Annotated in this window: 16 protein-coding genes and 1 pseudogene; 12 read left to right on the top strand and 5 right to left on the bottom strand. The window is 72.6% G+C overall.

Going from position 1 to position 20,124, the window contains the following annotated elements; genetic code table 11:
- The first annotated feature begins 58 nt into the window (after positions 1 to 58).
- The gene (locus ACH54P_RS10025; protein ID WP_489912075.1) at positions 59 to 1,246 is read left to right on the top strand and encodes a right-handed parallel beta-helix repeat-containing protein; all 1,188 of its coding nucleotides are present in this window, start codon (positions 59 to 61) and stop codon (positions 1,244 to 1,246) included.
- On the top strand, positions 1,243 to 2,034 hold the full coding sequence (locus ACH54P_RS10020) for an FHA domain-containing protein (RefSeq protein ID WP_489912074.1): 792 nt from the start codon (positions 1,243 to 1,245) through the stop codon (positions 2,032 to 2,034). The genes ACH54P_RS10025 and ACH54P_RS10020 overlap by 4 nt, the downstream gene beginning before the upstream one ends.
- A 305-nt stretch (positions 2,035 to 2,339) precedes the next feature.
- Here ACH54P_RS10020 and ACH54P_RS10015 read toward each other — a convergent pair whose 3' ends face one another.
- The 3 genes and pseudogenes from ACH54P_RS10015 to ACH54P_RS10005 form a co-directional block, all read right to left on the bottom strand.
- A complete protein-coding gene (locus ACH54P_RS10015; RefSeq protein WP_489912073.1) occupies positions 2,340 to 3,023 on the bottom strand; it encodes a winged helix-turn-helix domain-containing protein in 684 nt (227 codons plus the stop codon).
- Positions 3,024 to 3,049: 26 nt separating this feature from the next.
- Positions 3,050 to 3,247: pseudogene (locus ACH54P_RS10010) on the bottom strand (helix-turn-helix domain-containing protein); the annotation flags it as partial.
- Between the two features lie 21 nt (positions 3,248 to 3,268).
- Positions 3,269 to 4,696: an AfsR/SARP family transcriptional regulator gene (locus tag ACH54P_RS10005; RefSeq protein WP_489912072.1), complete on the bottom strand. Its 1,428-nt coding sequence runs from the start codon at positions 4,694 to 4,696 to the stop codon at positions 3,269 to 3,271.
- Positions 4,697 to 4,752: 56 nt separating this feature from the next.
- On the opposite strand from ACH54P_RS10005, the gene ACH54P_RS10000 reads away from it, so the two are divergent.
- The 3 genes from ACH54P_RS10000 to ACH54P_RS09990 all read left to right on the top strand — a co-directional run bounded on the left by ACH54P_RS10000 (position 4,753) and on the right by ACH54P_RS09990 (position 8,588).
- Positions 4,753 to 5,424, top strand: a complete 672-nt coding sequence (locus ACH54P_RS10000; RefSeq protein WP_489912071.1) for a winged helix-turn-helix domain-containing protein — start codon at positions 4,753 to 4,755, stop codon at positions 5,422 to 5,424.
- Positions 5,421 to 6,665: a sensor histidine kinase gene (locus tag ACH54P_RS09995; protein WP_489912070.1), complete on the top strand. Its 1,245-nt coding sequence runs from the start codon at positions 5,421 to 5,423 to the stop codon at positions 6,663 to 6,665. The genes ACH54P_RS10000 and ACH54P_RS09995 overlap by 4 nt, the downstream gene beginning before the upstream one ends.
- An 81-nt stretch (positions 6,666 to 6,746) precedes the next feature.
- Positions 6,747 to 8,588 (top strand): fibronectin type III domain-containing protein, encoded by a 1,842-nt coding sequence (locus tag ACH54P_RS09990; RefSeq protein WP_489912069.1) that lies wholly within the window; start codon positions 6,747 to 6,749, stop codon positions 8,586 to 8,588.
- Positions 8,589 to 8,597: 9 nt separating this feature from the next.
- Here the strand turns inward: ACH54P_RS09990 and ACH54P_RS09985 are convergent, their stop codons facing one another.
- Positions 8,598 to 9,977: a serine/threonine protein kinase gene (locus ACH54P_RS09985; protein ID WP_489912068.1), complete on the bottom strand. Its 1,380-nt coding sequence runs from the start codon at positions 9,975 to 9,977 to the stop codon at positions 8,598 to 8,600.
- A 172-nt stretch (positions 9,978 to 10,149) separates the two neighbouring features.
- On the opposite strand from ACH54P_RS09985, the gene ACH54P_RS09980 reads away from it, so the two are divergent.
- From ACH54P_RS09980 to ACH54P_RS09970, 3 genes are read left to right on the top strand one after another with little or no spacing between them, the layout of a single operon-like run.
- The gene (locus ACH54P_RS09980) at positions 10,150 to 10,950 is read left to right on the top strand and encodes a hypothetical protein (RefSeq protein ID WP_489912067.1); all 801 of its coding nucleotides are present in this window, start codon (positions 10,150 to 10,152) and stop codon (positions 10,948 to 10,950) included.
- Positions 10,951 to 10,966: 16 nt separating this feature from the next.
- Positions 10,967 to 11,302 (top strand): hypothetical protein, encoded by a 336-nt coding sequence (locus ACH54P_RS09975; protein WP_489912066.1) that lies wholly within the window; start codon positions 10,967 to 10,969, stop codon positions 11,300 to 11,302.
- Entirely contained in the window at positions 11,299 to 12,918 is a 1,620-nt protein-coding gene (locus ACH54P_RS09970) for a hypothetical protein (protein ID WP_489912065.1), read from the top strand. Before ACH54P_RS09975 ends, ACH54P_RS09970 begins: the two co-directional genes overlap by 4 nt.
- On the opposite strand, the gene ACH54P_RS09965 is transcribed toward ACH54P_RS09970, so the two are convergent.
- A complete protein-coding gene (locus ACH54P_RS09965; protein WP_489912064.1) occupies positions 12,852 to 13,541 on the bottom strand; it encodes a hypothetical protein in 690 nt (229 codons plus the stop codon). The genes ACH54P_RS09970 and ACH54P_RS09965 overlap by 67 nt on opposite strands.
- Before the next feature lie 184 nt (positions 13,542 to 13,725).
- Here ACH54P_RS09965 and ACH54P_RS09960 point away from each other — a divergent pair, with 184 nt between their 5' ends.
- The 4 genes from ACH54P_RS09960 to ACH54P_RS09945 all read left to right on the top strand — a co-directional run bounded on the left by ACH54P_RS09960 (position 13,726) and on the right by ACH54P_RS09945 (position 20,092).
- Positions 13,726 to 14,685 carry an AAA family ATPase gene (locus ACH54P_RS09960; protein ID WP_489912063.1) on the top strand — a complete coding sequence of 320 codons (960 nt, stop codon included), beginning with the start codon at positions 13,726 to 13,728 and terminating at the stop codon, positions 14,683 to 14,685.
- A 2-nt stretch (positions 14,686 to 14,687) separates the two neighbouring features.
- Positions 14,688 to 15,824 carry a DUF58 domain-containing protein gene (locus tag ACH54P_RS09955; protein WP_489912062.1) on the top strand — a complete coding sequence of 379 codons (1,137 nt, stop codon included), beginning with the start codon at positions 14,688 to 14,690 and terminating at the stop codon, positions 15,822 to 15,824.
- Entirely contained in the window at positions 15,824 to 17,956 is a 2,133-nt protein-coding gene (locus tag ACH54P_RS09950) for a transglutaminase TgpA family protein (protein WP_489912061.1), read from the top strand. The genes ACH54P_RS09955 and ACH54P_RS09950 overlap by 1 nt, the downstream gene beginning before the upstream one ends.
- A gap of 102 nt (positions 17,957 to 18,058) precedes the next feature.
- Entirely contained in the window at positions 18,059 to 20,092 is a 2,034-nt protein-coding gene (locus ACH54P_RS09945; RefSeq protein WP_489912060.1) for a hypothetical protein, read from the top strand.
- Positions 20,093 to 20,124: the final 32 nt, after the last annotated feature.

The raw sequence follows: 20,124 nt of genomic DNA, 5'->3' as shown, positions 1-20,124 counted from the left end.
CGGCTAGAAAGGGGCGGAGCCGGGAACCGGCGCGGGAGGGACGGGACGAGAAGTGGCGATGCGGGTGCTGGCCGGTGTGGCGCTCCTGGTGGTGGCCGTGGCCGGTCCGACGGCCGAGGGGGCCGCCGGACCGGTGGCCCGGACCTGGCGGGTCGGGCCGCACGGGCAGTACGCAGGAGTCCAGGCCGCCGCCGACCGGGCCCGCCCGGGTGACACGGTCGCGATCGAGGCCGGCACCTACCCGGGCGGGCTGACCGTCCGCCGCGACGGCGCCCCGGGCCGCCCGATCCGGTTCACCGGCACCGGCGGCACCGCGGTGCTGACCGGCGCCGGCGGCCTGGCCGTGGGCGGGCACAGCTGGCTGGAGTTCACCGACGTGACCGTGGCCGGCTCGACCGGGTTCGCCGTGTACGCCGAAGGCGGGCACGACCTCGTGTTCGACCGCTTCGGCGTCGACGGCTCCCGTGACGGAGGGCTCGTGCTGGTCGGGACCCGGCGGGTGCGCGTCGCGCACTGCGATATCCGCGGCACCAACTCCCGCGGCACCTCGGCCGACCACGAGGCGCTGAGCATCGCCTCGGGCTCGTCGGACGTCGAGGTGTCCGGCTGCCGCGTGCACGACAACGGCGAGGAAGGCATCGACGTCAAGTACGACGACGCCGCCCGCGTGAAGATCCACCACAACGTCGTCACCGGCAACCGGGGCCCGGACATCTACGTCGACTCTTCGTCCACTGTGGACGTCTATGCCAACGTGGTCCGCGGGACCCGCGAGGCCACCAAGGCCGGGATCGGGCTCGCCGTCGAGGACTACTCGGAAACCAGGCTGCTCTCGGACATCCGGGTCTTCGACAACCTGTCCACCGGCAACGCGCAAGCCGGGCTGAGCCTGTGGGTCGAGTCGACCGGGACCATGCGGAACCTGGAGATCGTCAACAACACCTTCGCCGGCAACGCCCGCGGTTCCCTGCTGATCGACGCCGACCGGTTCGCCGGGAGAAACACCCTGCGCAACAACGTGTTCGGCGACGGGCCGGTCGAGGGCGGGCCGTTCGCCGCCGACCACAACTTCACCGGGGACCCGGGCTTCGCCGATCCGGTCCGCGACGATTACCACCTCGCGGCGGGTTCGGCCGCGGTGGACGCCGGCAGCCCCGAGCACGCCCCCGCGTTCGACCTCGACGGCGTCGCCCGGCCCGTCGGCGCGGGTTTCGACATCGGCGCCTACGAACGGAGGTGGCCGTGACCACCGAACGCCTCGACCCGCACCGCCGGCGCAGCCTGCGCCACGGCGTGGCCGGGACCGTGCCGGGCACGCTGAGCGCGCTCACCGTCACCGGCGGCGTGGCCGTGCCGCCCTCGCCCGGGAGCCGGGTGACCTTCGGGCGCAACCGGCTGGAGGTCGACGTCTGCGTCGGCGAGGAGGACGTGCGGATCAGCCGGGTCCACGGGCAGCTCGTGCGCGAACGGGACCGCTGGTGGCTCAGCAACACCGGCCGCTCGCCGATCCGGCTGTCCGACAGCGTCCTGCTGCACCGCGACAGCGAACCGCTGCCGCTGGCCGACGGCTACACCGCGCTGTTCCTGCGCGGCACCCGCGAGCACGTGCTCGAGCTGCTCGTGTCCGACGGCGAGGCGGGCGTCGCCACGCGCCGCCCGACGCACCCGACGGCGCCGCCGAAACGCTGGCGGCTGTCCCCGGAGGAGCACCTCGTGCTGGCGGTGCTCGGGCAGCGTTACCTCGGCTACGACCCCCAGCCGCTGCCGCTGTCCCGGCAGCAGGCGGCCGCCGAGCTCGCCGAACGGCGGCCCCACGAGAACTGGACGGTCAAGCGGGTCGAGCACCTCGTTTCCCGGGTCCGGCAACGGCTTTCCGACGCCGGCGTGCACGGGCTGCGGCGCGAGGAGGTGGGGGAGCCGGTGGGGCTGACCCTGACCGTGAACCTGCTTCGCGAGCTGGTGCTCTCGACGACGCTGGTGCCGATGGACCTGGAATGGCTCGAACTCCCCGAACCACCGCTGTTCCCGGGATGACGGCGGCGGGAGTTCCCCGGCTTCGCGACGGCCGGCACCGCCTTGCGGCCGGCGTCGTGGTGTCAGCCGGGACCGGCGGGGCGGGCGTGCCCACCACCCCCGGCTTCCTCAACACCCGGCCCCCGTCGCCGAGAGGGGACCGGCCGCGGAGACCGTGGTGCGGCCTGCGCCGGGTGTTCCAGGCCCCGCGCGTCACGTACCTCCGAGCACTGGGTCCGGCGCCGGCCGCGCTGAACCATGTTCGGCCCGGCGGAAATATCCCGGCGTGTGCCAGCGCACCACGCCCACCACGGCGGCGGAGTTTCTCACCCGCCCCGCTGATCGGTCCGCCCGGCCTGGCCGAGGAGGTAACCGGTGCCGCGGACCGTGTGGATCACCCGTGGTTCGCCGAGCTTGCCCCGCAGCTGGGCGATCAGGACGTCCAGGACGTTGGTGGCCGGGGGAACGAGCTCGTCCCAGGCGGCGGCCAGCAGGTCGGCGCGGCGGACCGGTTCGCCCGGGGTGGCGAGCAGGCGGCGCAGCACGGCGAACTCCTTGCCGGTCAACGTGAGCAGAACGCCGCCGCGGCGGGCTTCGTGACGGCCGGTGTCCAGCTCGAGGTCGGAGAACCGGAGGACGGGGGCCGGGCCGGTGCCGCTGCGCCGGCACAGGCTCCGCACCCTGGCCAGGAACTCGGCCATCGCGAACGGCTTGACCAGGTAGTCGTCGCCCCAGGTCAGTCCGGCGATGCGGTCGTCCACGGTGTCCCGCGCGGTGAGGAACAGGACCGGCACGTCCCAGCCGCTCCGGCGGCGGCCCGCCACGTAGGCCAGCGAATCGCCGGCGGGCAGCATCCGGTCGAACACCGCGCAGTCGTAGGCGTTCACGCTCACCGCTTCGTCGGCGTCCGGCAGGTCCGCGACGACGTCCACCGCGAACCCGGCCCCCCGCAGGGATGCCTCCACGGCCACCCGGAGATCCTCGTCGTCTTCGGTGACCAGCACACGCATGGGCGAAGCGTAGCGTGACCGGCCGTTCAGCTCACGTCGACGAGCCAACCGCGATCGGCCGCCTTCACGCCGGCCTGGAACCGGCTTCGCGCGCCGAGCCGGTCCATGATGCCGGAGACCATCCGGCGCACCGTGCGGACCGAGATGCCCAGCCGCACCGCCGCCGACTCGTCGGTGTAGCCGGCGGTGAGCAGCGCGAGCAGCTGCCGTTCCCGATCGCTCAGGCCGTTGTCGATGCTCATGGCTCAGGCGACCTTCCCGGGTTCGCGCTGCCGGATGGTCCACAGTGGATGGACCGGGCGCGTGGCGGCTTCGCGCAGCGCACCCGGAAGGCCGTGGCAGCGCCGCACGGCCTCGGCGACGGCCGGCTCGTCCGCGACCGCACCGCGTTCTCCGGCCGCCGCGCGGAACAGCGCCGCGGCCTCGGCCGGGGACAGCGGCCCGAGCCGCACGCGGACGGCGCCGTCGACGTGCAGGCTCCCGGCCCGGCCGGTGATCAGCGCCGCGCTCGAGCCGGTCGCGGGCAGCAGCGGCTCGACCTGCGCGGGATCCGCGACGTCGTCGAAGACCAGCAGCACCCGCCGGAACGCGAGTTCGGAGCGCCACAGCGCGGCCCGTTCGTCCACATCGGACGGGACGAGGGCGGGCGGGATGCCGATGCCGTGCAGCAGCCTGGCCAGTACCGTCGCGGTCGGCACCGGTGTGCCTGCCGCACGCAGGTGGACGTAGAACTGGCCGTCGGGGAACCGCGCGGCCAGCCGGTGTGCCGCGTGCACCGCGAGGGCCGTTTTGCCGGCCCCGGCCGGGCCGGTCACGACGGCGACGCGCGGGGTGCCGGTGCACGCGGCGGCCAGGAGCTCGAGCTCGCGGCCGCGGCCGCTGAACAACGGCGTGTCGCGGGGCAGCTCGCGCCGGGGCGGCCGCTCGGCGGGCCGTGCGCCGCTGTGCATCGCCCGGAACGCCTCCGCCAGCTCCGGCCCCGGCCGTACTCCCAGCTCGGCGGCCAGGATGCGGCGTGCCTCGTGGTACGCGGCGAGGGCCTGGGCCGGCCGCCCCAGCACGTGCCACGCCCGGACCAGCCGCGCCCACGCGTCTTCTCGCAGCGGGTCGTCCGAAGTGAGGGAACGCAGTGTCGTGACGGCGTCGGCCGGGCGGCCGAGCTCCAGCTGCGCCTCGGCGAGGCACGCCCACAGCTCACGGCGCAGGTCGTCGAGCCTCGCCACGGCGTCGCCGAGGTCGAGGCCCAGACCTTCGTACGGTCGCCCGCACCAGCGTCCCAGTGCTTCCGTGGCCAGTTCGAACGCCGTCGCCGCCGCGCCTTCGGCCAGTGCGTGCCGGGCGGCGTCGGCCGCTTCGGCGGCGCACTGGGCGTCGAGCTCGCCGGGGGCGACCCGCAACCGGTAGGCGCCGGGCCTGCTCTCGATGCGCGCGCCGCCGTCGTGGCCGGGCAGCAGCCGCCGCAGCCGCCACAGGTAGGTCTTGAGGTTGGCCTCGGCCGACGCCGGCGCGTCCTGTTCCTGCCAGGTGACTTCGATCAGCCGGTCCACCGCGACCCACGCGTTGGGCTGCACGAGAAGTGCGGCCAGTACCGCGACGGGCTTCCCGCCGAGCCGGCACGCGAGACCGTCGTGGCCACGCACCTCGAGTGGCCCCAGGACCTGGAAGAGCACCATGCTCACACCCCCGCTCAATCTGACTCCCACGATCGCGCCCCGCACATGAGGTTCCGATGACAGCCGCGCGGGTGCTGGTGGTGGAGGACGACGAGGACCTGCGGGTGGCGGTGACCACCGAGCTGGCCGCGTCCGGGCTGCGGGTCGGCCAGGCGGGTGACCTCGCCCGCGCGCACGCCGAGCTGGCGGGCGCGGACTACGACTGCGTGGTCTTCGACCGGATGCTGCCCGACGGCGACTCGATCGGCTACGTCCACCGGCGCCGCCTGGAGGGCTGGGCGGTGCCGGTGCTGTTCCTCACCGCCCGCGACAGCCTCGACGACCGCGTGGCCGGTTTCGAACACGGCGGCGACGACTACCTGGTGAAACCGTTCGCCGTGGCCGAAATGACCGCACGGGTGAACGCGCTGTGCCGCCGTTCCGGCTCGGGGCGGCCGTCCGTGCTGCGCCACGACAACCTGGAAATGGACTGCGCCCGCCGCGAAGTCCGCCGATCCGGGGCGCTGCTCACCTTGAGCGACAAGGAGTTCGCCGTCCTCGAGGTCCTGCTGGCCCGGCCCGGGCAGGCTGTCGGGCGGGACGAACTGATCGAGCACTGCTGGGACAGCCGGACCGATCCGATGTCCAATGTGGTCGACGTCGTGGTCCGGAGGCTGCGCCTGAAGCTGCGCGAACCCGGGCTGATCCACACCGTGCGCGGGCGCGGGTACCGGCTGGCCGCCCGGTGAGGCGGTCGGCGACCGACCGGCTGCGCCGCCTGCGCCGGCTGCTCACCTGGCTGTTCACCGGGCTCAACGCGGCAGGCCTCATCGTGTTCGCCTGGCTCGCGGTCCAGGCCGACACGCAGCAGCGCGAGGTACGCCTGGACGGCCGGACCAGCCGGGTCACCGCGGCGGTCACCCGGCTGGTCAAGGAGGGCGACGAGGTCGTCACCGGGCTGGTCGGCCAGGACCCGGTGAACAACCAGTGCCCCCAGTTCGTGGTCCTGCCCGTCGACGCGGGCCGGTTCACGGACTTCACCAGCGCGCGGACGTGCGTCCCGATGGACTCCGCCAAGCTGCGTGCCTGGGCCAACCAGGCGGTCCGCAGCGAAGCCGTCCTCACCGGCTACGGCAGCGGCACCGGCGGGGAGCTGGTGAGGATCGGCGCGGAACCCTTCCGCAACACCGCCGGCCAGTACGCGGGCGCGGTGGTTGTCGTCGCCGACGCCCGGGGCGAGGAGGCGGACCACGACCGGCTGGTGCTGTTCGTCGTCGGCGGTTGCGTGCTGCTCGTCGCGGTGCTGGCGGTCGCGGGGCACGTCCTGTCCGGGCGCGCGATCCGGCCCGCGACGGCCGCACTGGAACAGCAGGAGGTCCTGCTCGCGGAAACCGCGCACGACCTGCGCACGCCGGTGGCGGCGTTGCGCGCGCTGGCCGAAACGGCCTTGCGGAACCCCGCGGACCGCGCCGACCTGCTGCCGCGCACGGTCCGGCTCGCCGGGCGGATGGGGAGCATCATCGACGGCCTGCTCGTGCGGGCCCGGCTCGCGGCGGGTGTCGAGTCACTGGCCATCCAGCCGGTCTGGCTCGACCAGCTGGTCACCGGCGTGGTCGACGAGACGCCGAAGGAAGAGGCCCAGGTGACGGTGACCGCGGCCCCGACGAAGGTGCTCGCGGACCCCGCCCTGGTCCAGCGGGCCATCGGGAACCTGCTGGACAACGCGATGCGCCACGGGCGGCGGCCCGGAGCCGAGGCGATCGTGCACATCACCGTGGCGGGCGGCCGGGTGACGGTGGCCGACCACGGGCCCGGCATCGACGCGGCGGTCGCCGAGGAGACGTTCGACCGGTTCACCAGCGGTGCCGGGTCGAGCGGGCTCGGGCTGTCCATCGTCCGGTGGGTCGCCCAGGCGCACGGCGGTGTCCTGCGGGTCTACAACGCCGAAGAGGGCGGCGCGATCTTCGAACTGAGTTTGCCGGAGGCATGAATGTCACGTTCGGTACGCACCCGAGCAGGGAATGTATTCGAAAGGGCCGGTTCGTGTACCGGGCTCTTCTACGATCGGCGGGTGGGTAAGAGGGGACTGCGCCGGCTGCCGATGACCGCGCTCGTCAGCGTCTGCGCGGTGCTCGCCGGGGTGGCCCTGTCCGGGGGCGCTTCGCCGTTGCCCGGGCTGGAGCTCTCGCAGGCCGGGCACTGGATCGCCAGCCCGGCGCTCAACCTGGTGCTGTTCGTCAACGGTTCCGCCAAGAGCGTGGACGCCCAGGTGCCCGTCGCCGGCCTCGAACCGGGCAGCCAGGTGGTGCAGGGACCGACGAGCGGGTACGTGATCGGCAAGTCCGCCATCGTCGAATTCGGCAAGTCGACCCTGTCGGTGGACCGCACGCTCACCCCGCCCTCGGGCGAGCGGCCCGCGATCGTGGAAGCCGCCGGCGGCCCGTACCTGGTGTACCGGGAAGCGGGCCGGGTGGTCCGGCTCGGCAGCGGGCTCACCACGCTGCCCGCGGGCGGTCCGCTCGGGGCCCCGGTGGCCACCCCGGACGGCACGCTCTGGCTGAACCGCCTCGACTCCGGCGCGCTGTGCCGGCTGGCGAAGGACTCGGACACGGTGGCCTGCCGGGACAACCTCGGCGCGGGCCACACGGGCGGGCTCAGCACCGTCGGCGACCGCGCGGTGTTCGTCGACACGACAACCGACACGATCCGGCAGGTGTCCGGGGACAAACCCGGTGCACCGGTGGCGATCGGGACGGACCTTTCGCCCGCGGCGCAGATCGCCCCCGCCGACGCCGACGGCCGGATCGCCGTGCTGGAGCAGGAGAAGCGGCAGCTGTACCTGCTCGACGCCGGCGTGCCCGACGCGGGGCGCCCGCCCGCGCAGCCGATCGAGGTCGGCCTGGCCGACGGCGTCTATTCGAACCCGACGGCGAGTGCGTCCTCGGTCGTGCTCCTCGATCTGACCCGCCACAAGGTGCTCACCTACGCGCCGGACGGCAACCCGCGCCAGACCACGGCGATCCCGCCGGAATCGGGCACCCCGCAGCTGGTGCGTGGCGACGACAAGCGCGTCTACGTGGACGGCGGGGAAGGCAAGCACGTCCTGGTCGTCGACCCGGACGGCCAGGTCAGCCAGGTGCCGGTCGCCGCCGACAAGGCGCCGGCCCCGGCCACCTCACCGCCGCAGCCGCCGCCGACCCCGCAGCCACCGGCTCAGCAACCGCCGAAGGCCCAGCCCGACGTGCGGGCGGACGGCCCGAAGCAGCCTCCGCCGGTGCGGAAGACCGCTCCTCCGGTGACGCAGCAGCAGAAACCCATCCCGCCGAGCCCGCCGGGGATCCCGGCCCGGCTCAGCGCGCGGTTGCAGGGCAGCGATGCGCACGTGACCTGGGGCGCGGCAGCCGACAACCGGGCCGCGGTCACGGCGTACCACGTGACGTGGAAGCCGGCGTCCGGCGCCGGAGCGGGATCCGCCGAGCTGGGCGGCACCGCTCGGTCCACGGTGATCCCCGGGCTGCGCGCGGGGATCACGTACACGGTCACCGTGGTCGCGGAGAACAGTGCCGGGCGCGGGACCCCGGCGACGGCGAAGGTGACCGGCCCGGCGATCCCGAAGCCGACGATCACCGTGACCCGGGGGAAGACCGGGACCTACGAGCCGGAACCGGAAGAGTGTTCGGCACCGGACTGCGCCAAGATGCACGTCGTGGTGCGCGGGTTCGCGCCCAACACCGAGTTCCACTTCACGCCGCACTGCGGTTGCGAGTACTCGAACGGGGGCCGCTCGTACACCACCGATGCGAACGGTGCCGTCACGTTCGAGGCGTTCGACTTCGGTGCGGTCGGCAAGCAGGCCTGGGTGACCTCGGACAACGGCGTCTCGTCCGCCAAGTACACCTGGCCGCCGGGCTGAGCTGAACCCTTACTGCGTGCAGCGTGCGTCGCGGATGCCCTGCGGTGCGCTTTGGACCGTCGTCACGCCGTCGGTGCCCTGGATGACGAAGCAGTACTTCAGGGACGGCTCCACGTTCACGCGGTGACTCGTCGCGCGCCGCACGTACTCGGTGTGGTTCGGCTTGCCCTCCGGGGCGACGACGACGGCGTAGTCGAGGCCGGGCGTGCCGCTGCGCCAGCTGAGGTCCACAAAGGTGTCGTGGTCGGCGGGCGTCGCGAGGTCGACCTGGGCGGTCACCGGCGACGGCGCCGGCCGGGACGGCGTGGGCACCGGCGCCGGGGGCACGCTCAGTTCCTCCGGCCGGTTCGTCAGGACGAACGCCGCGGCGACGGCGAGCGCGGCCGCGCCGGCGACGGCCGCGACGGTCAGCGCGGTGCGGTGCCTGCGAGGCTTGCCGGTCGTGGGTCCGTACTCGGCCACCAGCTCGCCGAGCGGTCGCGGCCGAGGCGGGAGCGCGGTTCCGGAAGTGGTCGGTGCGGGGTGGGTTCCGGGGACGGCGGGGCCGGTCATCGCGCCGAGCCGGGTGACGACGAGGGCGGCGTCGATCGGCCGCGCGTCCGGGTTGCCGGTGAGCAGTGACGACACCAGGTGGGCGAGCCCGGCGGGCAGATCGGGCCGGTCCGGCGGCGGAACGTCGCCGCTGAGGACCCGGAGGGTCACCGCGTCCGCGGGCTCGCCGGGGTGGCCCTGGTGCGGAGACCGCCCCGACAGCGCGAGGTACAGGACAGCGCCGAGGCCGTACAGGTCGGTGCGTTCGTCGATGGTGCCGTCGCGCACGGTTTCGGGAGCGAGGTATTCGACGCCGTGTTCGAGGTCGCGGGGGAAGGCCTGGCGCAGGGTCAGGCCGAAGTCGGCCAGCACCGGGGCGCCGGATGACCGGAAGAGCACGTTGCCCGGCGTGACGCCGCCGTGGACGAGCCCGGTTTGGTGCGCCTCGGCGAGTGTCGAGGCGAGGGCTTCGCCGAGCGCCAGGGTGTCGGTGATCGACAGCGGCCCGAACGCGGCGACCAGTTCCGTCAACGACTGCGCGCACAGTTCCATCCGGATCCCGCAGCGGCCGTCGGTGAGTTCCCAGACCTCGTCCGGCACGAGCGCGGTCCCCAGCTCGCGCAGTTCGGCGAGCGCGGCCAGTTCCTTGTCGAGCTCGTTGCGGGTCCGGCGATCCAGCTTGCCCGGGTACACCTTGAGCGCGAACGCCTCGCCGGTCGTGGCGTGCACCCCCGCCAGCACCCGGGCGACCGGGCCCTCGCCGAGAGGCACCAGATCGCCGTGTTCCGTGTCCGCCATGGCTTGCTCGCCCTCGCGCTCGTGCCGATGCCCGGCGTCGCGCGGGCGTGCACTTCCCATTCTAGGAATGCCGCCCCCGCGGCGCGCCCCGCGTGGCAGGTTGTGGCCATCGGCGCTTCACCACGGCGGACTTCGGCCGCGAATGTATCGCCGGTGTATTCGTGCTGGACCTCCTCGGGTGATCGTTGCGGCGTGGCGGCGACCGGTCGCCGATGACCAGCGAGGTGAGGAAATGAAGCGGAATCTCAAGCGGGCGGCGGTTTACGGGGTGGCGGGTCTCGCCACCGCGGCGATCGGGGCGTCGACGGCGAGCGCACTCGCCGAAGACGGCCAGGAAAACCACGACGTGAAGCCTGCCCAGGCCGCGCCTCAGGCGGCTCCGGTTCCGGTTCCGCCCGCCGCCGCCGCTCCGCCGGCCAAGATCGCCAAGCCGCAGCACCCGGTCGACGAGCCGAAGAAGCCGGAACCGCGGCACGTGGTGCCCGCGGCGCCGCACCGTCCGGCCGTCGCGGTGGCGCGACCGGTCCTGCCGAAGCAGCCGCCCGCGAAACACGCCAAGTCGTCGTCGCGGCCCCGCTCGTCGGCGGTGCAGAAGAAGGTCGACGCGGCGAGCACGCGGTACGTCGTGCGGGCCGCGGTCCAGGACGCCACGCCGGTCGTCGTGAAGCAGGAGGTCCGGCGGACCGTCGCGACGACCGATCAGGGTCTCGACGAAGCCGTCAAGGCGGTCGGCGCCGCGCACCAGGCCGTTCAGGACGCGGAGAAGAACTTCGACGAGGCGGGCAAGGCGCTGACCAAGGCGAAGGACACGCTCGGCAAGGCGAAGACGGATCTCAAGAAGATCCGCGACGGCCTCAAGACCAAGAAGGGCCCGTGCGACGACGCGCCCGTGCGGAAGACCGACCACGAGAAGCGGACGCACGGCAAGCACGGCACGGTGGTCTCGAAGACCGCGTCCGCCTCGTCCGGCGGCGTGTCTTCGACGTCGACCGCGACGTCGACCAACGGCACCGTCTCCGCGACGGCGTGGTGACGCCGTGAGCACGGCATTGGCCGAGGATCCGGCGCTGGACGACGCTTACTACATCGTGATTCCGGACCACGTGTGGTTCGGGCAGGAGGCGCCCGTCGAGCCGCGGGAACGCGACGAGGAGGATTCCGAGACGTATTACCTGCCACCGCTCGAGGCGAGGACACCGCTCAGCCTCGGCGCGGTCACGGGAATCGGTGGTGTCTCGGGCTCCGTGGTGTTCGGCGTGGTCGCCGGCGCGCTCGCCACGTCGCCGGTCGGTCTGGTCATCGGCGTCACCGCGGGAATTTTCGGCGGCCTGATGGGCAGTTCGCTGGCCGAGGAGCTCCACGACCGGTCGAGGGGGAGGGAATGAACCGGGTGCTGTCGCCGTGCCCTGCGCTGCCGGGAGAACCGGCCGCCGGCGAGGTGCTCGGTCCGGGGATCGATCTGCGCCGCGCGGTGCTGTACTCGCTTTCGGGTGGTTTTCTGGCCGTGGCCTTCGGCGTGTTCGGCTGCGAAGCGGCACAGGCTGCGCCGATGCCGGTGGACAGCGATGGGGTGTCGCACGCGCGGACGGAGGGTGTCGCGCGACCACCGGCCGGCACCGGGAGCGGGAAAACGGAAACCGCCAAGAACACCAAGAGCAAGTCGGCTCCGGGTGGCGGCGACAGCGGCAAGCAGCAGAAGGCGACGCCGAGTGGCGACTCCGGCGACCAGAACAAGAGCTCGAAGAACAAGGGCCAGGATTCGGATTCCTCGAAGGCTCGGGAGGCGGCCGCGAAGGCGGCGCAGCCGAAGTCGCAGGGTTCGGGGGAGAGCGCGAAGCAGAGAGCGGAAGATCGGCAGGCGCAGGTCTCGGCAAAGGCCAGTGCCAAGGCAACCGCAGTGGGGCAGCCGAAGAGCCTCCGCGAGCAGATCGGCGCGGCGATGGAGGAGGCGGATGAGTTCATCGATTCGGGGTTGCGGAGTTCGCGGCAGCTGGCGCAGAAGCAGATCGACGAAGAGAAGAACGATCCGAACAAGGCTCCCGATGTGGGCACGACGGCCCGGAGGCTGGCCGCCGGCGCTTACGCGGCAGTGCACGACAACGTGACTTCGACCGCGGAACTCCTCAATACGCTCGAAAAGTCCGCTCAGGGCGACGAAAAGGCGTCGCGCAAGGTCGAGCAGACCGCCGGTGACATCGCGGGTGGGGTGGCGGACACCGTGCACGACCCGAAGGCGGCGGCGAAGAAGGCCGTCGCGGCCGGGGAGCAGGCTTGGGAAGGGTTCAAGGAGGCCCCGGTTTCCGGCATCGGCGAAGTCATCGCGAACGTCGCCGGCGCTCGCAAGATCACCAGATCCGGATCGGCGGGGGACGAGGCGGTGGCCTCCCACGCGGAAGCTCACCCGCCCAAGCACGCCGGGACGCCGGACACCGGCGCGGGACGCACCACGGGCGCCTCCGGCTCGAGCACCCCGGCGACCGGCGGGGGCAAGGCGCGGCCGAGGACCACCGTCGCCCCGACCCCCGCGACGGCCGTGCCCGCGGTCCCCCAAGGGAAACCGAAACCGAAACCGAAATCGAAGGCGAAGGCGAAGGCAACGGGGGCGACGGGGAGCCCGAAGGTCAACCTCAAGCGCACCGAGATCGACGGCACCAAGTACCCGGAATCCGCCCAGCACATCATCGACAACCTGAAGCCCAACGCGAAGGGGAAGTACCGGTACGACGCCACGGTGGACCGGCCGGGAACGAAGGGGCGCCGCAAGGCGTCGCTGCGCGGCGTGCCCCGCAAGCTGTTCAAGGATCGGGACGAGTGGCCACAGGCGGTGTTCAAGGAAGGTGGCAAGGGGGCCAGCGTCCGGCACATCGGTCGTTCGGACAACAGGGGTTCGGGCGCTGCGCTGGGCAATCAGCTGCGCGGCAACAAGGCGGGTGACTACCGGATCGGCGACGGCACCAGGATCCGGGTCTTCGTCAAGCCGCCGACGGCACCTGCGCCCTGACGAGTGAGCCCGACGCCGGCATCGGTCCGGCAGGCCGGCGAACGGTCCTTACGCGGTCCGACGCGAAAGGACCGTTCATCAGCCACGCGTGGCTCAGGACTGCTCCACCGTGGTTTCGAAGCTGAGCCAGCCCAGCAACGCCATGGTGCCGAAGGTCCCGCACAGGCCGGCCTCGTTCGTGCCGGGCTTTTTGCCCGGTTCGCCCAGGCCGTACAGCCCATCTGCCGCAGCAGGTCCATCGATTTCGAGAGCTGGCCCGCGGCCTCCCGGATCTTCGGGAAGTCCTTGCCGGGCATGGCCTTGGCGAGCGTGACCAGGAACCCGTCCACGGTCCGGCGAATCGCGTCGAGCTGCTGCCCGCACGCGGTGTCGGTCGGCGCGCGGTGGCGGAAGCAGGCCGTGCCCATGGTCGCGGACGTCGAGCGAATGCGGTAAAGCCGGAAGATGTCGATCGGACGGGTTTGCACCGGCGTCGTCGAAGGAGCGGCAAGCGGCGCGCGCGACGCGACGGCGTGAGCCGGGGACTCCTCGTCCCCGCATCCGGCCAGCGCCAGGCCGGCGAGCAGAGTCCCCGCGACCGCGCTGCAGATCCTGGTCTTCTTCCCGTTGCTGTGCAAGGACATCTGTGCCCGCCCATCCGACGATCCGGTCGTTGCGCGGTCACCGTCGCACCCGGGACCTGAGGTTTCGATGACAAGCGCGGTGTTCCCCGGGACCGGTCCCGGGCGACCGGGGATACGGTCGGCGGGATCTGCACCTCGGGGAAAGAGGGCTGGTGCGTGAGGTTCGACGAGGTGGGGAGTCACCATGGGTGAGTCGAGGGCCGGAGAGGCCTACGCGCTGATCGCACGGAACATCCAGGGGGTGATCCGCGGTAAGCCGGAGGTGGTCCGGCTCGCCGTCGCCGCGTTGTTCGCCGAGGGGCACCTGCTGATCGAGGACGTACCCGGCCTCGGCAAGACGACGCTCGCCCGGTGCCTGGCGCGCAGCATCGGGGGCAGCTGGAGCCGGATCCAGTTCACGCCGGACCTGCTTCCCGGCGACATCACCGGCGTGACCGTCTACCACCAGAAGGACGAGCGGTTCGCCTTCCACCCCGGTGGGGTGTTTTCGAACATCGTCGTGGCCGACGAAATCAACCGCGGCACGCCGAAAACGCAGTCCGCGCTGCTGGAGGTGATGTCCGAGCGGCGGGTCACCGCCGACGCCGTTTCCCACGACGTCCCGCGGCCCTTCCTCGTCATCGCCACCCAGAACCCGATCGAAATGGAGGGCACCTACCGGCTGCCCGAGGCGCAGCTCGACCGGTTCCTGATGCGCCTGTCCGTCGGTTACCCGGATCTCGACGCCGAGGTCATGGTGATCATGAGCGACTGCGCCGGCGTCTCACCCGACGACCTCCCGGCCGTGGTCGACGTCCCGATGCTGCTCGACGCGATCGCCGAGGTCCGTTCTTCACACCTCGACAGGGCGGTCGTCGAGTACGCCGCACGTCTCGCCGCGGCGACCCGCGAACACGCCGCGGTGCGGTTCGGGGTGAGCCCGCGCGGGAGCATCGCCCTGGTGCGGGCCGCGCAGGCCATGGCCGCGACCGAGGGCCGCGGGTTCGTCACGCCGGACGACCTCAAGGACGTGGCCGTGCCGGTCTTCGCGCACCGGCTGGTGCTCACCGCCGAGGCCGAACTCGGCCTGCTCGGCGCCGCCGACGTCGTGGCCGAGGTCCTGGCCAGGACACCGGCTCCGGCGATGAACCACGCGGGCCGCTGACCATGCGGCTGACCCCGCGCGGTGTCGCCGTCCTCGTGGTGTCCGTGCTGCTGGTCGCGTCGGCGGAGTGGGCGGGGTACCCGCTGTTCCGCGTGCTCGGCGCGACCGGGCTCGGCGCCCTGCTGGCCGCCGTCGCCGTCACCGCCCGCGGCATGCGGGTGGCGGTGTCCCGGGTCGTCTACCCGGACCGCGTCGAGCGAGGCCGTCCCGCCCTGGCGAAGCTGCGGGTCCGCAATCTCGCCGGCCGGCCCCAGCCCGGCTTCGCCGCGTGGGACCACGCCGGCGGGAGTACCCGGACGGTCCAGGTGCGTGCGCTGGCCGAGGGCGCGGAAGCGACGTACCAGTACGAGCTGCCGACCGGTGCCCGCGGGCTGATGGCCGTCGGGCCGCTGACGCTGCAGCGCGGCGATCCCTTCGGGCTCGCCCGCCACCGGCATCCGGCGGGCGAGACCGCGACGCTGTGGGTGTACCCGCGCCGGTACGCGGCGCGCGCCCGGACCGGCGGCTTCCCCCGGCATCACCACGACGGCGCCACCACCGACGACTCGCTGAGAGGCTCGCTCGACCTGCGCGACGTCCGTGAGTACCAGCCCGGCGACGAAGTCCGGCACCTGCACTGGAAGGCGACCGCGCGGACCGGCCGGATGATGGTCCGCGACTACGCCGACCCGGAGCAGCCGCGCTTCACCCTGCTGCTCGACACCCGAGGCGATGCGTTGCCGCCGGCCGTCTTCGAGGAAGCCGTCGATCTCGCGGCGTCACTGCTCGCCGCGTCCGCCACCGCCGGGCACCACAGCAGGCTGGTCACCTCGGGTGGCGTCGACCTCGCGACGTCCGGTGGCCCGCTCGCGGTCAGGCAACTGCTCGACGAGCTGTGCCGGGTGCGTCAGGACTCCGGCGCCGAGCAGGCGCTCGTGCCGGGCGTGCTGTCCGCCGTCCGGCACCAGGGTGGCTGCCTGACGGTCGTGACGTCGGGAGCCGGCACGCTCGGTGGGCTCGCCGGGCTGCGCGCGCGGTACTCGTCGTTTTTCGTCCTGGGCCTGGGTTTCGGCGGTGTCCCGCCGGTGATTCCCGGCGCGCGGGTGCTCAGCGCCGGCAGCGCCGCGGACGCCGTGCGCCGGTGGAACGAGGTGGTGTGATGCCCGGCCGGTTCACCGTGCTGTGCGTACTGCTCGCCGCCGTCGTCGCGGGCCTGTTCTTCGTGCCGGTGTTCGGGGTGGCGGCGTTGCTCGCACCGCTCCTGGTCCCCGCCGTGGTGCTGTTCGGGGTGGCCCGGGTGTGCGCGCGCACCGAGGTGCTCGCCGCGTGGCGCCCGCTCCTGCTCCTCGGGGCCGGACTGCTCGCGGTCGTCGAGACCGTGCTCTTTTCGACGACGGCAGCCGGGCTGCCGACCGGCGAGACGTTCTCCGCGCTGGCGTCCGGGATCACCGGGTCCTGGCGGCTGACCCTGCAGTCGACCTGGCCCGCGCGGCCGTCGCCGGACCAGCTGCTGTTCGTCCCGTTGCTGGCCCTGGCGGCCGGGATGCTCGGAACCGAACTGGTGCTGCGCTCCCGCAAGCCGCTGGTGGCGCTGATCCCGAGTTTCGCGGTGGTCGTCGTGAGCCAGCTCTACGTCGCGCTGTCCGGACTCGCGGCCGTCGCCGCCGGGCTCGGTTACGCGGCTGTCGCGGGAGCGCTGTTCGCCCTGACCCGTCCCGGCGAAGAAAAGCCGGCGGGCCGTGCCCGCCGACGAGCACCGGCGTTCGTGTCCGGGGCGCCGGTGGTGGTCCTCGGGCTGGCGGCGGCGGCCGCGGCCGGGACGCTGCTGCCGGCTCCGGGCCAGGCGTACTCGCTGAAGCAGGACCAGCCGGCACAGGTGAGCGGGCGGGTGGCCGGGCCGCTGGACGACATCGCCGGCCGGCTGCAGCATCCCGACGTGCCGGTGTTCTCCGTCCGCGGCGACGCGCGTCCCGACCGGTGGCCGCTGGTCGTGCTCGACACCTTCGACGGGGTCAACTGGACACCGGGCAGCCACTACCGGCGGCTCGGCGCGGAGCTGCCGCAGAACCCGTTGGTGACCTTGCCCTCCCGGGAACGGACGGCGACGATCCGCCTTCGCGACCTCGGCGGGCCGTGGCTGCCGAGCCAGACCTGGCCCGCCGCCGTCAGCGGAGCCGATCCGCTGGTCGAGGAGGCGCAGGGCTCGCTGTGGCTGCCGCGTCCCACCGGGGAGTACCGGCTGAGCTGGTGGGAACCGCAGGTTCCGGTCGCCGACCTCGCGGCCGCCGCGATCGACCAGCGGGCACCGGGTGGGCTCGGCGCGATCGGCGAGCCACCCGCGGAAGCCGAGGCGATGGCGCGGGCCGCCGTCGGCGGCTTGCGTCCCAGCTTCCAGGCGGCGCTCACGCTGGAACGGTTCTTCCGCGAGGGCTACCACACGGCGGCGGGCACCGGCCTGCCGAGCGGCCACGGCTGGCCGCAGCTGCGGAAATTCCTGTTCGAGACCCGGCGTGGGACGAGTGAGCAGTTCGCGGCGGCGTACGTCGCGCTCGCCCGCATCGTCGGCATCCCGGCCCGCTTGGTCGTCGGCTTCCGCAGCCCGGCCGGCTCGGACGCCGACGGGGGCTACACCGTCCGCAACGGCGATGTCCTGGCGTGGCCCGAGGTGGCGGTCGCCGGTGCCGGCTGGGTGCCGCTGGATCCGACCGGGACCACCCGCCTCGGTGGTGCCGGTGGCCCCGCCGGTCTCTCGGAGGTCACCGCGCAGGCTCGTGCACAGCTGCCTCCGGCGACGCAGCAGCACGACGCGCCGGTCGCGCCGGTCAAGGGCGCCGGCGACCCGGGTGGGGCGGACACAGGTGGCCGGTCGTTCCCGGTGCTCTGGGTCCTCGCCGGGCCGGCGGCACTGCTGCCGGCCTGGCTCGTGGGGGTTCCGCTGGCCAAGTCCCTCCGTTCGTGGCGGCGACGGCGCAGGGCGGGTGCCGGCGCGGTGCTCGGCGCCTGGCTCGAGGCCCGCGACCGCCTCCGCGACCACGGTGTCCCGTGGACGGCCGGGATGACGGCTCGCGACCTGGCGGCGGCCGCCGGGGGCATCGGCAGTCCCTCCATAGTGGACGGTCTGCGCGCACTGGGTGTCACCGTGGACCAGGTCCTGTGGTCCGGCCGAACCCCCGGCGCGCAGGAGGGTCCTCGGGCCTGGGCTGCGGTCCGCACCGTCCGGCGCGGCCTGGCCGGTCGCGGCCTGTGGCTCCGCCTGCGCGCAGCTCTCGACCCCCGCACCCTCCGCGGATGAGCCAGGCGGACAGTGCCGGTCACGTTGCCGATGTACCGGGAATGAACCGCGTGTGTACCGCCTCGGCGCAGACTCTTCCTCCACCAGTGATGGGAGGTAAGTGTGCGAGAAGTCGAGACGGGGCTGGGCCGTGCGGTCCTGTACACCCTTTCCGGAGGCTTTGTGTCGGTGGCCTTCGGAGTGCTCGGTGCCACGGCCGCGCAGGCGAAGCCGATTCCGGACAACGGCGGCGGCGGTGGTGGTGATCCGGTGTCCGCGATGAAGATCGCGGGCAACGTTCCGGGGATGGGTGTGCTCAAGGGAGCGGCGGAGGCCGTGGAGAAGGTGGCCAAGAGCACCGGTGGTTCGAAATCCGAGGGAGCGGCTCAAAAGCCTTCGCCGGACAGTGGTTCTCGTTCGCGCGAGGTGGCGAGCGAGAAGGAGCGGCACGACTTCGCGCAGGAGTCGAAGCGGGTCTCGAAGGGTGATGATTCCGGACCGGACAAGGAGAACTCGAAGAAGACCGGCCGTGATTCGGATGATCGCGAGTCGTCTTCGGGCCGGGACCGGGAAGCCACGCAGAAGGTGCTGAGGACTGTGGGCCTGCTCCCGGGAACGGGCGCGGTCAAAGTCCTGAACGACGCGAACGAGAAGGTGGAGAATGCGAAGCGGTCGCGCGAAGAGGACCGGAACACGCATCGCCCAGGGCTCGCGGAAGTCGACAAGCCGTCGAACGGGAGGGCGTCCCGTGCGGCCGATCGGAACGACGAACAGCGGTCCAAGGCCCGCGAGGTGGCGCCTCTGAAGCTGTCGGACGTGCCGGTGGTCGGTGGGTACGGGAGGCTTGCTGATTCGGTGAAGGACGCGGTAGGGAGGGCTGGACGTGAGCGGGGTCAGGCCCGCGAGGCGGCGCCTCTGAAGCTGTCGGACGTGCCGGTGGTCGGTGGGTACGGGAGGCTTGCTGATTCGGTGAAGGACGCGGTAGGGAGGGCTGGACGTGAGCGGGGTCAGGCCCGCGAGGCGGCGCCTCTGAAGCTGTCGGACGTGCCGGTGGTCGGTGGGTACGGGAGGCTTGCTGATTCGGTGAAGGACGCGGTAGGGAGGGCTGGACGTGAGCGGGGTCAGGCCCGCGAGGCGGCGCCTCTGAAGCTGTCGGACGTGCCGGTGGTCGGTGGGTACGGGAAGCTTGCTGATTCCGTGAAGAACGCGGTCGCGAAGGCGGGACGTGAGCGGGGTCAGGCAACGACCGCGGCGCCTCTGGCGTACTTGGATCTGCCGATCGTCGGGGGCTACGCGAAGCTGGCCGACACCGCGAAGAAGCTCGAGACGCAGGCGAATGTGCGCCGCGCCGCGGGCGCTGTGCCGGTGGCCGGGGCCATGCTGAAGGTCGCGGACGCGGCCAATGCGCCTCGTGCCCGAGCGGACCGGCCGCAAGGGGTGACAGGTCAAGCGACGAACGCCGCGTTGGTCGGCAAGGGTTCCGCACCGGCGCAGTGGGACGACGATGGTCCGCTCGTCCACTGGTTCTGGTGTCCCACCCGGGACTGCGACCGCGCGATGAAGTATCTCTTCGGCAGGAGCCCGCGGCTGGTCGAAGAACCGGCGGGAGGTGAAGGCAGAATCATCGGACCGGAAGGCGACGTTCTCGGTGGCGCCGAAGGTGGTTACTACGTCCGCAGGTCGAAGGTCGTTACTCCTGACGGTCACGACCTCGGCGAGATCACCGTCGGTGCGGACGGCAAGGCGCTGGCCACGCGTACGCCCGACGGCGGGATCAACCTCACCGCCGAGGGCTTCGCCGGCATCCGCTCCACCGGGGCCGAGGTCTCGACCCCCACGGGGCCCGTCAGCGTCTCCGGTGTGCCGGTGGGGAATTTCGGGTTCGCCGGTCACGCGGAATTGGAGGCCACCCCGACGAAAGGGGTGAAGGCCGGCGGTGGAATCGGTGCGGAGGCGAAAATCCAGGCTCCCGAATTCGGGGTCGATCTGTGGCCGCTCAGGGTCAAGATCCAGCCGGAGGGACGAATCGGCGTCGGTGTGGAAGCGGAAGGCGGCCTCGTCCGGGAGGAGGACGGCAAGTGGCACATGAAGGGTAAGGCCGGATTTTCCTCGGCTCTCGGCACGGGGTTGGGCTTGGACATCTCGATGGCGGACTGACCCGATCCGACGGGTGAGCCTTGCGTGTACGC

Source organism: Amycolatopsis sp. N2S4-7 (assembly GCF_058119595.1).
Note: the sequence above shows the minus strand (reverse complement) of the source record. Positions and strands in the feature narration are given on the sequence as shown.